A 12,407-nucleotide genomic window follows, 5' to 3' on the forward strand; every position below is an offset into this window, starting at 1 on the left:
GAAGGACGCATGCCATGAGGAACCCACTGGATCCCGCGAGGCTGAACGCCGCCCTGGAAGAAGTCCATCGCGCCGGCATGCCGGGCCTGTTCGCCGAGGTGCGTGACGGCGACGAGGTCTGGCGGGGCGCCGCCGGGGTCGCCGATGTCGCGACCGGCCGGCCCGTCACCGCCGACATGCGGCACCGCGTCGGCAGCGTCACCAAGACCTTCACCGCGGCGGCGATTCTGCAGCAGGCCGAGAGCGGCCGGATCGGTCTCGACGAGCCGATCGGCAGGTACCTTCCGAAGCTGGTTCCCGGGGGACGCGGTGACGCGATCACGGTCCGGATGCTGATCAACCACACCAGCGGTCTCGCCGAGTACCTGCCTTACGCCTACCCCTCCCTCAAGGCGTTCCCCGCCCTCGCGGACACCGGGCCCGAGAGCCTGGACGACCACCGGTTCACGCGGTTCCATCCCACCGAGCTGATCGGGATGGGGGTCACCGCACCCGCCGTCGGCGCCCCGGGCGGCACGCCGGGGGTGTACTCCAACACCAACTACCTGCTCCTCGGCGAACTCCTGGAGCACGTGACCGGCATGACGGCCGAGCGGTACATCACCCGGAACGTCATCGAGCGCGCCGGGCTCCGGGACACCGGGTTCCCCGACGGCCCGTACGTCGAGGGACCGCACTCGCGGATGTACGAGGCGTGGTTCGGCATGATCGACCCGCCGCGCGACTACAGCGTCTACGACATGTCATGGGTGGGGCCGACCGCCTCGCTGATATCGACCGTCGCGGACCTCAACCGCTTCTTCCGCATGCTGCCGGCCGGCGAGATCGTCAGCCCGTCGTCGCTGGCGCAGATGCAGCACACCGTCCCGGTCGTCTCCCAAGAGGGAAAGACCATCGACTACGGCCTCGGCCTGCACCCGATGGAGGCTCCCGGTCAGAGCACCTTCTGGGGTCATGGCGGCACGGTCTGGGGTGCCGGAACGCTGGCCATGACCCGGGCCGACGGCAAGCGGCAGATGTCCGTCGCGGTGAACCTGCAGAGGTGGAACAGGCTCGACTCGTCGGGCAGGCCGCAGCCCCATCCCATCGACGACGCGCTCGCGGCCCTCCACCGTGCCGCGATGTACGGCTGACCGGGCCGGCGAGCGTCGCACGGCGAGCCCGGCACCTTTCTTCGTTCAGCCGTTCTTGCGCCGGTCGAACCAGATCGTGGCCACCGTCGCCATGAGACCGGCCCAGAACAGCACCTGCGGGACCGTGCGGTCCGTCCACGGGATCTGGGTGATCAGCAGGGCGCACGTCATGGCCCAGGCCGCCTGGGTCAGGACGATCCGGGGCCAGGTACGGCGACGGAGCAGCGAGCGCAGATTGACCCGGACGCCGGCGCGCAGCCGCCGGTACCTCAGCAGGGCGCCCAGGATCCAGACCACGGTCATGGGCACGAGGTCCCAGAGCCGCTGGCCCAGCGGCAGCGGCAGCTCCCGCTGGGTCTCGCCCTCCGTCGCGAACAGGTCGATGCCCACGCCGGCGAGTGCCAGGCAGAGCAGGGCCAGCCAGCGGATGCCGCGCAGCAGACGGTAAGAGGCATCGTCGAGGCCGCTGCGCATCGGCGCGGAGTCGGGGGCGGCGGCCAGCGCGTCGGCGTACAGGGTGGCGGCCTGAGCCGCATTGACGCCGGGGGCGGTCGCCGCCTTCTTCGTCCGCCGGGCCAGGGCCTGCTCGTGCTGCGGGTCGAGACGGAGGATGGCCTCGTCCAGCTGGTCGGCGACGGTGCGGTTGCCCGCCATGTCGGCGATCAGCCACGCCACCTCGTAGGCGAACACCTCCTCCGGACCCAACCGGATGGCCTCCTGGGCGAGTTCACCGGCCTCCCGCAGGGCGGCGTCCTGGTCCTCGCGTCTGACCTGGCCGCCGTTGGCCCGTCCGGAGCGGATCGCCTTGATGCGCCAGAGCCAGTTGGCGAGCAGCGCGTAGCCGTACCAGTGGTCGGGGGCGAGGCGGATGACCTCGCGCAGCACGCCCTCGGTCTCCAGGAAGCGGCCCGCGGCACGCAGGGCGTGCGCGTGCATGACGAGTGCCCCGGTGTCCGCTGGGTCCAGGGCCAGCGCCCGCTCCGTCGCCTCCAGGGCCTTCGGCCCGTCCTCCTCGTCCATGAGATGACTGCGGGCGAGCTTGACCCAGGCCCGGACGTCGTCGGGGTCCTCCGCGAGCCGCCGCGCCAGCAACTCGCGGGCCTCCTCGTACCGCTTGAGGTCGATGAGCAGGTCGGCCCGCTCCACGGCGGGGTGCACGGTCGCGGTCACAGCTTGCGCCTCTTCTTCAGGTACGCCACCAAGTCGTCATACATGCCGCCCTCGTTGGCGAACATCGCCACGTTCCTCGCGGAGGCGAACCACGGCTCGGCGGACGGGACGACCTCCTTCGCGGCGGCCAGCAGGTCCTTCATGCCGATCATCCGGACCGTCCCGGTGCGCGCCGAGTCCAGCAGCGCCCGCTCGGCCGCCGCCTCGCAGACATGCGCCAGGTCCGCGCCCGACAGGCCGTCCGTGGCCTTGACCAGTTTGCCGAGGTCGACGTTCTCGATGGGCCTCTCCCGCAGGTGGTAGCGGAGGATCGCCTCCCGGGCCGGACCGTCGGGCGGCAGGACCAGGATCGTCCGGTCCAGCCGGCCGGGACGGCGCAGGGCGTTGTCCACGTCCCAGGGCACGTTCGTGGCGGCCAGCACGAACACGCCCTCGTTCGCCGCCGAGTCGATGCCGTCCAGCTCGGTGAGCAGCTGGTTGACCGTGTTGCGCATACCGCTGTGCGCGGTGCGGCTGCGCTTGGCGCCGAGTGCGTCCAGCTCGTCCAGGAAGACCACGCAGGGCGCCTGGCGGCGGGCGGTCTCGAAGACCTCGTGCATGTTGCGCTCGGAGTTGCCGATCCACATGTCGAGCACGTCGTTGACGGACACCGACAGGAACGCGGCGCCGAGTTCCCCGGCGACCGCGCGGGCGATGAACGTCTTCCCGCAGCCGGGCGGCCCGTACAGCAACAGCCCGCCGCGCAGGCTCTTGCCGTACAGCTTGCGCAGCTCGGGGTTGCGCAGCGGCGCGAGGAACGCGGCCTCCAGGCGGTCCTTGACCTCCTGCATCCCGCCGACGTCGGCCAGCCGCACCGCACCGGGTGTCTCCACGTCCCACGCGTCGGCGTCGCCGGGATCGTCCTGTCCGTCGGCGCGGACCGGCGCCTCGACGAACCGCGGCGGCACCACGTCCCCGACCTGTTCCTCGGCGGCCCGCCAGTCGAACCCCGGCCGCCGGTCCGGGGGTTGGGACGGCGCGGGGGCCGGCGCGCCCATCGCCCGGGCCATCAGGTCACGGGCCTGGACGTCGCCCGGCGCGTGCTGAAGGGCCACGGCCGCCTCGGCGACGGCGGCCTCCGACCGGCCCGCCTCCAGCAGGAGCTGGGCCAGATGCAACCGCAGGGGTACATCGGCGGGAGCGGCGGCGACGGCGGTACGCAGACTCTGTATCAGAGGGGAGTCATCCGGCATGATCCACAGCCTAAGTCAGCCGTGTGGGCTTGTTCCGCTCAGGATGGGTCTGCGTAACGGGCGGCCATCGCGGCGGCGCGGTCGCGCAGGGAGGAGCGCAACGACTGCGGCGTGAGGGCTTCCGCGTCCGTGCCGAGCTGCCACAGGGCCCATTCGGCGTGCCGCGCGTCCTGGAAGGTCACCTCCAGGCGCAACCAGCCGTCCGCGTCGGGGTCTTCCGCGCGGACGGCCTGCGCGGCGTCCAGCAGGTCCTCCCGCCGCGCCGGGTCCACCCGTACCAGCACGGTGATGTGGTCACGGCCGGAGAGAAACCGCGCGGAGCGTTCCCGCCAGATCCGGTCCAGGTCGACCTGGTTCGGTCGCTGTGCCGGTTCGGGGAGTTCCTCCGCGGCCAGCACGCGCGACAGCCGGTAGGTGCGGTCCGCGCCGGATCTCGTGGCCAGTAGGTAGACCCGGTCGCGTACGGTCACCAGGCCGATCGGGTCCACCGTGCGCCACTGTGGTGTCCGGCCCGTGGCCGCGTAGTGGATGCGCAGCTTGTGGCCGGCGAGCACCGCGCGCCGGACCTCGATCATGGTGGTGCCGGGTACCTCTTCGGTGGCCAGCCGACGTGCGAGCAGGTCGGATTCCGGGTCGACGAGGAAACGCCGGGCGGCGTCGCTCGCGGTGGTCCGGGGGCCTTCAGGCAGCGCGTCGACCACCTTCCGCATGGCCGAAGCGAGCGCCGGGCCGAGGCCGAACACCTGCTCGCCGCGGCCCGATCCGGCGGTCAGCAGGGCAAGGGCCTCGTCGTGGTTCAGTCCGGTGAGCTCGGTCCGGAAACCGGGTGACAACACGAAACCGCCGTGCCGGCCGCGTTCGGCGTAGACCGGGACGCCGGCGGCGGACAGCGCCTCGATGTCGCGCAGCACGGTGCGGGTGGACACCTCCAGCTCGCGGGCCAGCGTGTCCGCGGTCAGCCGACCGCGCTGACGCAGCAGGAGCACCAGTGAGACCAACCGGTCGGCGCGCATGCCGAAAACCCTATCGAATACATGACTATGGATGTCGTGATTCGCTGCGAGGCTCGTTGGCACGACGGCGACGCCGGCCGCTCCCGAGCCGACGGCCGTACGTACTCCCGATGAATCGAACGGAGCTGACGTGGCAGTGGAACGAACAGCGGTCAACCCGGTGACCTGGTCGGTGGACTTGGGATTCAACCAGGGTGAGGTGGTCTCCGGGCACACCCGGACCCTCTACATCTCGGGGCAGACCGCGATGAGCGACGAGGGCAAGCCCCGGCATGACGGTGACATGGCGGCGCAGTTGGCGCTGAGCATCGACAACATGGAGGCCGTGCTCGGCGAGGCCGGCATGTCTCTCGCGAACGTCGTCCGGCTCAACGTCTACACGACCGACGTCGATCTCCTCTTCCAGCACTACGGCGTGCTGGCGGGGCGGTTGGGCGCCGCCGGGGTGGCGCCGACCACCACGACGCTCGGGGTGACGCGGCTGGCGATCCCCGGCCAATTGGTCGAGCTCGAGGGAACCGCCGTCGCCTGACCCGCCCGGCACCTCAGCCCTCCCGGCCGGAAAGCCTTTGCGCGAGGTCGCGAATGTGCGGATCGTTCCGGCTCATGTGCCCTCCCTGCCCCGGCGACCGGGCCGTACCCGCGAGGGCTCGCCCCATCCCGTGGATCATTCGCGGGTCAGGTCTAGTCTGTCAGCCATGGCCGGCGGCGATTTTCGGCCTGCCGGGTGACGAAATCAGTCACGTAGGCCGGCGACATCCTGTCGAGGAGGACCGTTGCACCACGACGAACGGGCAGACCGGCCCGGTAGCCACGGCGAGCACCAGATGCAACGTGAGTTGGGCACGGTCGGCCGCGCCGACCGGTTCTACGACGAGCAGGTTCTGGACCGGCTCAACCCCCGTATGCAGGACTTTGTGGCCCGCCAGGAGATGTTCTTCCTCGCGACGGCGGACCGTCACGGCGAGTGCGACAGCACCTTCCGGGCCGGTCCGCCGGGGTTTCTCCGGGTACTCGACGACGCGACTCTGACCTACCCGGAGTACCGCGGGAACGGCGTCATGGCCTCGCTCGGCAACATCCGGGAGAACCCGCACATCGGCCTGCTGATGATCGACTTTTCCCAGGACCGCATCGGCCTCCATGTCAACGGCCGCGCACAGCTGGTCACCGATGACACCATGCGCCAGAGGATTCCGGACCTGCCGGTCGATCCCGTACCCGGCCGCCGCCCGCACCTGTGGGTGGAGGTCGAGGTCGAAGAGGCGTACATCCACTGCTCGAAGCACATACCGAGGCTGGTCAGAGCACCGGTCCGGCCGACCGCCGACCGTGCGGACCGTTCCGCTGCCGACGACGAGCGGGCCTGGGGCACCGACGACGTCAAGCGCAAGGGTGGCGACTACTTCGGAGCGGCGGCCCGGGAGCGCGGACTGACTGCCCGCTGAAGGGTGGTGCTGCGGTCCGCATCCGCCCGGGATGATGCCCATGGCGTTTCCCCGCGAGCTCGACGACGGACCCGGAAGCCGGTCGTGGCCGCCGGGTCGTCGGTTCGGCGCCGGCGTGGCTCAATGGCCCTTCTCGGCAAACCAGTCGATCAGGCCCGCGGGCGTCGACCTCGGGCATCTCCTCGGTGGCGGTCTCGGCGCTGCGGGGGAACATGGCCCGCTCGTACTCGGTGAGCGCCGACTCGATGTCGTCGGGGTGCGCGGCCAGGGCTTCACCGAGTTCGGCGCCGTCGAGCATGGCCAGGTTGGCGCCCTCGCCGTTGGGAGCCGCGAGGTGGGCGGCGTCGCCGAGCAGGGTCACTCCCGGCACCCGGTCCCACCGGTGCTCGGCCGGGAGAGCGTAGAGGGGGCGCAGGACCGGCGGGACGTCGCTGTCGGTGATCAGCGCGGTGAGCTCCGGCGCCCAGCCGTCGAATTCCCGCGCGATCCGTGCGGTGGCCGTTGCGGCATCGGTGAAATCGATGGCGGCGAACCAGTCCTGCGGCTCGGACAGCCCCACGTAGGCGTGCAGAGTGTCGTTCTTCTCCCGGTGGGCGAAGAACACCCTGCCGGGCGAAGGGGCCATCAGCATCCCTCCCCCGACCACTTTCGCGGCGGCCGGGTGCCGCGTGCCGGCGTCGAACAGGTAGGTCTCGACGAACGATCGACCGATGTACTCGGGTATGGCGGAGGACAGCAGCGGCCGGACCCGTGACCACGCGCCGTCCGCGCCGACCAGCAGGCTGGTGACGACGGTGCCGCCGTCGGCGAACGTCACCTCGTGGCGGCCGTCGCCGAGGGCACGGGTGCGGCTGACCTTGTGCCCCCATCGCACGGTGCCCGCCGGGAGTGAGTCGAGCAGGACCTGCCGCAGATCACCGCGCTGCACCTCGGGGCGTCCGCCCGTGCCGTCGTCGGGCTGGTCGAGCAGGACGGTCCCGTCCCGGTCGAGGACACGGGATCGGGCCACCCGGTGAGCTCCAGGCGGCCGTCTCCCGAAACGTGCCAGCCGCCACCGACGAGCCACCGACAGCCCTCGACAGTGCTCCGACGTGCACCGACGGCGTTTCAGCCGGTACGCCCGCGGCGGCGGACGACGAGGACCACGGCGCCCAGCAGAACAGCCCCGGCTGCGACGGCGAAGAGCGCGCGGCCCGCGGCGGTCGGAGTGTCGCCGGACGGTGCCGCCGCGGTCGGTGTGGCCGGCGCGCCGAAGGCGAAGGTGATGCTGTCGTTGGAGGCGTCCGGGTCGTGAAGGGGGATGCCGGCCGGGCCGGGACGCACGGTCGCCCTGCCCTCGGCGCCGTCGTAGCCCTTGGCCGGCTTCACCCACAGTTCGAACAACTGGCGCTTGCCGGCGGCGACCCCGAACGGCACGCTGCACACGTAATGGCGGTGGCCTGCTTCGAAGGGGGCGGTCGTGGTGCTGCTGACGCGGAGAAGGCAGGGGCCGTAAGGGCCGTCCTCCTCCTCCGAGTGAGCGGTACCGCCGGCGACCACACCCTTGGGCAGGACGACGTCGACCACGGCGACGGCCTTGTCGTCGACCCCGTACGCGGAGGCCGGTCCGTGGTTCACGACGTTGATGTCCAGGAGCCATTCACCCGCCCTGCGGGCCGGCTTGGTCGTGGCATCGGCCGCGAGGTCCGCGGAGTTGTCGGCCGCGACGGTGAACCGGTCCTCCGCACCGTGCTCGAATCCGTCTCCCCCGCCGGACGCCCGTACCAGGGTGAGCGCCGGCCCGGTGCCCTGGTGACTGCCGCCGCCGGGTTGTTCGCGCGGCTTCAGCAGCCGGACCGAGTAGTCGGTCACGGCGGTCAGGACGCGCTTGCCGACCGTGGCGGTCAGGGGACTGCTCAGCTCCACGGTGCCCCCCGCGGGCACGGAGTCCGAGGAAGCCGGGAAGACGCACGTGACGGACGTCTGGCCGCCGGGTTCTCTTGGTTCATCGCCTTCGCCGTAGGTGCAGTTGGAGAACTTGCGGTCGAAGACCAGCCCGCCCTCCGATTCCCAACGCAGCATGATGCGCCGGTCCGTGGCCAGATCGCCGGTGTTGCGCAGCCGGAGCGGCACAGTGATCCGGGAACCGATCCTGGCGTGCGTCACGTCCGGCACCTTGCCGACGTCCAGCTTCGGGATGCCTACGGCCACCCTGGCCTTCGCGGTGGCGCCGGTGGCACGGTCGGCGGTGAGGGTGTACGTGATGGTGCCGCCGGCACCGGGCGCGGCGTCCGCGTCCGCACGCAGGGCGAACTCGACCGAACGGCTCTGTGAGGCACCCTTGTTGACGCAGGTGAAGACCCGACCGTCCGCTGTGCACCGGGGATCGTCGACCGTGACGCTCGCGATGCCCGTCAGGTCACGCGCATCGATGACGAGCGAGTCGTTCGTGGGCACGGGGACCTGCGCCCCGCCGTCCCAGAACATCCAGTTCACGGTGGCCGGCTGGGCCTCCCGCCCCACGTTGATCTGCTCTTCGGCGTTGATCGTCGCGTGCGCCTGAGTCGGCAGGGGGGACGGTGTGGCAGGCGCGTCGTGCCCTAGGGCGACTGCACCGGGTGCGCTGGACGCCAAGGCGAGCACCACGGCAGCCGGCATGGCCCTGAACACGGTGCGCTTAGGGGTCATACACGTTTGATGCGCGAGGTGTCCTGACGGTTGCACCCGGAAACGCGGGCCGGGCCTGCCGGTTGAGGGTGTGTGCCGTATCACGCAACCCAACGCACCTAAGTTGCGTGCATCACAGCGGAAATGTCCCTTTAGCGTCCATGCTCGAATCGGACGCCGACGTACGAAGTGGAACTCATCGGCATCCTCTGGGCGCGAGAGCCCAAAGTGACCCACGGCACAGCACTAGTGACGTTCCCCTGTCAGCCCCTGTTTCCCCCTGTTTCCTGGAAGGTGCCCCGATATGGCCGCTTACCTCTGTTCCCCTGCCGTGATACACGGCGAGCACGCCGTAACGACCAGCCAGATCGTGGCAGAGGTGAGCGGCCGGCACCCGCACGCGGCGTGGGCGTCGCGGATCGACGGCATCGCGGCCAGTACGGGCATCGAGTCCCGCGGATGGATGCTGCCGCTGGAGACCGCGGTCGCCCCCGGCGACGGCAGCGGCCTGCGGGCTGTCGGCATCGAGCCGGCCCAACAGGCGCTGGCACGCGACGGGTTCACCCAGCAGGACGTGGACCGGGTGATCGCCGCCCTCGAGACCATACCCGCGCCGCAGACCGTTCAGGAGCGGACGGCGCCCGCCTGGGAGGCCGTGCAGTCCTACGGGGAGCGTGCGGCGCGCGGGGCCCTGCAGACGGCGGGGCTGGACGCCGCGGACGTCGACTGCGTGATCACCAGCCACTCCACCACCCCGGCGCTGCCGGGTCTGGACATCGCCCTCGCCAACAGGCTTCCGCTCCGCAGCGACGTGATGATGCTGCCGGCGACGCAGTGGGCCTGTATCGCGGGCACCCGTTCCCTGGCGCTGGCGGCGGATCTCGTGGCCGCGGACCCCGACCGGGTGGTCCTGGTCGTGATCGCGGAGGCGCTGAGCACGACCTACCAGCCCGCGGACGACACCCTCGAGTCGCTGATCGTCCGGCTGCTGTTCGCCGACACCGCGGTCGCCGCGGTGGTGACGGGCCGCCCGAGGGCCGAGTCGGTGCTGCGGCTGGACGCCGCCTGGCACCACACCCTGCCCGGCACCCAGGACCTGCACCGCCTGGAGACCCGGGCGGACGGTACCCACTTCGTGATGGACCGGCGCGGGCCGCGCGCCGTGCAGGAGACGGTCACCGCGATGTGGGAGTGGCTGCGCGTCCGCTACGAGGACGAGCCCGGTTCCTGGCACCCCGACGTTCTGCTCGCGCACCCCGGCGGGACCCGGGTGCTGGAGTACATGGAGCAGACGATGCCCGACGCCTGGCCGCCGGGGCTGCTCGACTACAGCCGGGACAGCTACACCAGCGGCAACCGCGGAGGTGCCGCCGTGTTCGACATCCTGCGGCGGGCGTGTGACGCCGGGCGTATGAAGCCCGGTGATCGCGCCGTTCTGTACGCGGCGGCACCGGGGCTCACCGCCACCGCCCTGGAAGGGGAGTGGCTGTAGGGCGAGGCCGCGCCGGCGATCCTGCCGGTGATCCTGCCGGCGGCTGACCCGCCACGTCGGCCGCGTCCTCGCCGCGCTACCTCGCGACTTCCGCCCAGACCACCTTCCCGGTGTCCGTCCACCGCACGCCCCACCGGGTGGTGAGCCGGTGCACGACGCCCAGGCCGCGGCCGCCGTCGTCGAGCAGGCCGCCCCGTCTCAGACGTGGCCTGCCGTTGCCGGTGTCGCCCACCTCGCACAGCAGGCCGTGACCGGTCCTGATCAGCCGTACCGTGAGGGGGCCGGAGGCGAAACGCACCGCGTTCGTGGCCAGCTCACTGACCAGGAGGACCACACTGTCCCGGGTGTCGTCCCTGGTGCGCCATTGCCTCAGGAGCGCGGAGACCTGCGCGCGGGCGCGGGCGGGGGCGTCCTGGCGCGCGGGCAGCCGCCACGTCGCGGTGTCCCCCTTGCGGTAGCCGATCATCCGCGCGAGCAGCAGGGTCACATCGTCGCGCTGGCGCGCGGGCGCCAGCGCGGAGACGACGTGCCGTGCGGCCTGCTGCAGGGCGTCCCAGGGGTGCACCGTGGACACGGCGTCCGCCAGCCTGCCGATGCCCTCGTCGATCGACACGGCCGGATCCTCCACCAGGCCGTCGGTGTAGAGGGCGAGCAGGGAGCCCGGGGGTGCGTCGAACCTGTAGACGTCGAACGGCTCACGCAGCGCGAACTCGGCGCCCAGGCCGGGGTGCGGGTGGACCGCGAGCGGGCCCGCCTTCCCGTCCGGGGAGACCAGGACCGGGGGGAGGTGGCCGGCGCTGGACAGCGCCACGTGGTGGCTGACCGGGTCGTAGAGGGCGATGCAGCAGGTCGACCCGAGGGCGCTGTAGCCGGCCGCCAGCCCGGACTCCGCGTCGTCCAGCAGCGACACGGTCTCGTCCAGGTGCTCCAGTACCTCGTCGGGCGCGAGCCCCGCGGACAGCAGCGCGCGGGCCTCCATGCTCAGCTGGCCCATGGTTGCCGCGGCCCCCAGGCCATGCCCGACGACATCACCGACCACCAGCGCGGTACGGCCGTCAGGCAGCGGAAAACTGTTCACCCAGTCGCCGCCGACGCCCGCGCTGTCGGGGGTGGCGGGCTGGTAGACGCTGGCGATCTGGATGGTGTCGCCGCCGGTCCGGGGCAGGAGCCGGCGCTGCAGCGCCAGCACCTGTGTGTGCTCACGCTGGTGCCGGCGAGCCAGGTCGACGTGATGGGCGGTCCTGGCCACCAGCTCCTGCAGGTCGAACAGCTCGCCGTCTCGGAAGGGGCAGTCCGCCCGCCGCCAGACCTCCGCCACGCCCAGGACGACAGGTGGTTCGCCGTCCAGGACCAGGGGGATGCACGCCACACCCGCCGACCGGTCACCGGGGACCAGGGCACGCACGACGCGTGGGCTGCCGAACACCCGCTCGACCGCTTCCCGGTCGGGGATGACGATGGTCTGCGGGACGTCGTCCCGCAGGACCGCCTGCGCCAGCAGGCGACTCGCCTCCCCGGGAAGATCGTCGCCCGGGGTCACATAGCCCTCGGGCCACGCCCGGTCCGGCACCAGGGCCGCCCGCCGCAGCCGGATGGGCCCCTTCGCCTGCCCGGTGACTCCCTCCCCCGTCCACACGGCGAAGTCGAGGTCGACGGCGGCCACGTCTCCCCAGGCCAGCAGCGACTGCGCCAGCGACTGCGCGGTCTCGCCGATGTCCAGCGAGGTGCCGATCGCCGTCTCGGCGGCGTAGAGGTGCAGCCTCCTCGCCATGGCGATCACCGAGACGGTCAGGCCGTCCTCGGGCGCCGCGGCGGGCAGGATGCTCATCGAGACCACCAGCTCCGACCCGTCGTCGCGGCGCAGCCGCTGGATCCGGGCGACGTGCGCCTCACCGGTCTCCACGACCTGTCGCAACCGCCGGGTGACCGTCGGTACGTCCCCCGGGGGCAGGAGATCGACGAACGGCCTCCCGGCCACGGCGTCCAGGCCCGCGAAGACGGGGGCGTCCAGATTGCAGCGGGTGATGATCAGGTCCCTGTCGAGGTTGACCGCGCCGAGGATCTGCTCCTGACGTCCGTTCGCCGGGGTGTCGGGTGCGCGCCGGCGCGTGGTGCGGTCGTCCTGCGCGCCGGCGGGACCGGCGGCCGCTGCTCCACCGCGCGGGATGTAGCGCCCCAGGGCGCTGCTGACCAGCTCGAACGCCGAAGAGGACGAAGGGGAGGGTGTGGAGTCCATGCGGCTCTCTCGGCAATCCCCGGCGAGACACCGGGGC

At 71.7% G+C, this 12,407-nt stretch carries 10 protein-coding genes; 4 read left to right on the forward strand and 6 right to left on the reverse strand.

What is annotated here, in order from left to right:
* The first annotated feature begins 14 nt into the window (after nucleotides 1-14).
* Nucleotides 15-1,133: a serine hydrolase domain-containing protein gene (locus tag ACZ3I3_RS21870; protein ID WP_467367458.1), complete on the forward strand. Its 1,119-nt coding sequence runs from the start codon at nucleotides 15-17 to the stop codon at nucleotides 1,131-1,133.
* Nucleotides 1,134-1,178: 45 nt separating this feature from the next.
* Here the strand turns inward: ACZ3I3_RS21870 and ACZ3I3_RS21875 are convergent, their stop codons facing one another.
* The 3 genes from ACZ3I3_RS21875 to ACZ3I3_RS21885 are packed head-to-tail and all read right to left on the reverse strand — an operon-like array spanning nucleotide 1,179 to nucleotide 4,548.
* A complete protein-coding gene (locus ACZ3I3_RS21875) occupies nucleotides 1,179-2,303 on the reverse strand; it encodes a tetratricopeptide repeat protein (protein WP_467367460.1) in 1,125 nt (374 codons plus the stop codon).
* Nucleotides 2,300-3,535 (reverse strand): ATP-binding protein, encoded by a 1,236-nt coding sequence (locus ACZ3I3_RS21880; RefSeq protein ID WP_467367462.1) that lies wholly within the window; start codon nucleotides 3,533-3,535, stop codon nucleotides 2,300-2,302. Before ACZ3I3_RS21880 ends, ACZ3I3_RS21875 begins: the two co-directional genes overlap by 4 nt.
* 38 nt (nucleotides 3,536-3,573) lie before the next feature.
* Nucleotides 3,574-4,548 (reverse strand): helix-turn-helix transcriptional regulator, encoded by a 975-nt coding sequence (locus tag ACZ3I3_RS21885; protein WP_467367464.1) that lies wholly within the window; start codon nucleotides 4,546-4,548, stop codon nucleotides 3,574-3,576.
* Nucleotides 4,549-4,684: 136 nt separating this feature from the next.
* Between ACZ3I3_RS21885 and ACZ3I3_RS21890 the strand changes: the two genes are divergently transcribed.
* Complete coding sequence (locus ACZ3I3_RS21890) at nucleotides 4,685-5,080, forward strand: RidA family protein (RefSeq protein ID WP_467367669.1); 396 nt, start codon at nucleotides 4,685-4,687, stop codon at nucleotides 5,078-5,080.
* 295 nt (nucleotides 5,081-5,375) lie between these two features.
* Nucleotides 5,376-5,996 (forward strand): pyridoxamine 5'-phosphate oxidase family protein, encoded by a 621-nt coding sequence (locus ACZ3I3_RS21895; protein WP_467367465.1) that lies wholly within the window; start codon nucleotides 5,376-5,378, stop codon nucleotides 5,994-5,996.
* Here the strand turns inward: ACZ3I3_RS21895 and ACZ3I3_RS21900 are convergent.
* Nucleotides 5,932-7,005, reverse strand: coding sequence for an FAD-dependent oxidoreductase (locus tag ACZ3I3_RS21900; protein ID WP_467367467.1), 1,074 nt, complete (start codon nucleotides 7,003-7,005; stop codon nucleotides 5,932-5,934). The two genes, ACZ3I3_RS21895 and ACZ3I3_RS21900, sit on opposite strands and share 65 nt — an antisense overlap.
* Nucleotides 7,006-7,103: 98 nt before the next feature.
* Nucleotides 7,104-8,663, reverse strand: coding sequence for a hypothetical protein (locus ACZ3I3_RS21905; RefSeq protein ID WP_467367469.1), 1,560 nt, complete (start codon nucleotides 8,661-8,663; stop codon nucleotides 7,104-7,106).
* A 283-nt stretch (nucleotides 8,664-8,946) separates the two neighbouring features.
* Here ACZ3I3_RS21905 and ACZ3I3_RS21910 point away from each other — a divergent pair, with 283 nt between their 5' ends.
* Nucleotides 8,947-10,134: a beta-ketoacyl-[acyl-carrier-protein] synthase family protein gene (locus tag ACZ3I3_RS21910; RefSeq protein WP_467367471.1), complete on the forward strand. Its 1,188-nt coding sequence runs from the start codon at nucleotides 8,947-8,949 to the stop codon at nucleotides 10,132-10,134.
* Between the two features lie 76 nt (nucleotides 10,135-10,210).
* Here ACZ3I3_RS21910 and ACZ3I3_RS21915 read toward each other — a convergent pair whose 3' ends face one another.
* On the reverse strand, nucleotides 10,211-12,370 hold the full coding sequence (locus ACZ3I3_RS21915) for an ATP-binding SpoIIE family protein phosphatase (RefSeq protein ID WP_467367473.1): 2,160 nt from the start codon (nucleotides 12,368-12,370) through the stop codon (nucleotides 10,211-10,213).
* Nucleotides 12,371-12,407 lie beyond the last annotated feature (37 nt).

The organism is Streptomyces sp. NPDC016851 (assembly GCF_055562795.1).

What these genes read in the sequence shown, in the direction of transcription:
- ACZ3I3_RS21870 (WP_467367458.1), top strand. Translation starts at nt 15, where the DNA reads ATGAGGAACCCACTGGATCCCGCGAGGCTGAACGCCGCCCTGGAAGAA.
- ACZ3I3_RS21880 (WP_467367462.1), bottom strand. Translation starts at nt 3,535, where the DNA reads ATGCCGGATGACTCCCCTCTGATACAGAGTCTGCGTACCGCCGTCGCC.
- ACZ3I3_RS21885 (WP_467367464.1), bottom strand. Translation starts at nt 4,548, where the DNA reads ATGCGCGCCGACCGGTTGGTCTCACTGGTGCTCCTGCTGCGTCAGCGC.
- ACZ3I3_RS21895 (WP_467367465.1), top strand. Translation starts at nt 5,376, where the DNA reads ATGCAACGTGAGTTGGGCACGGTCGGCCGCGCCGACCGGTTCTACGAC.
- ACZ3I3_RS21905 (WP_467367469.1), bottom strand. Translation starts at nt 8,663, where the DNA reads ATGACCCCTAAGCGCACCGTGTTCAGGGCCATGCCGGCTGCCGTGGTG.
- ACZ3I3_RS21910 (WP_467367471.1), top strand. Translation starts at nt 8,947, where the DNA reads ATGGCCGCTTACCTCTGTTCCCCTGCCGTGATACACGGCGAGCACGCC.
- ACZ3I3_RS21915 (WP_467367473.1), bottom strand. Translation starts at nt 12,370, where the DNA reads ATGGACTCCACACCCTCCCCTTCGTCCTCTTCGGCGTTCGAGCTGGTC.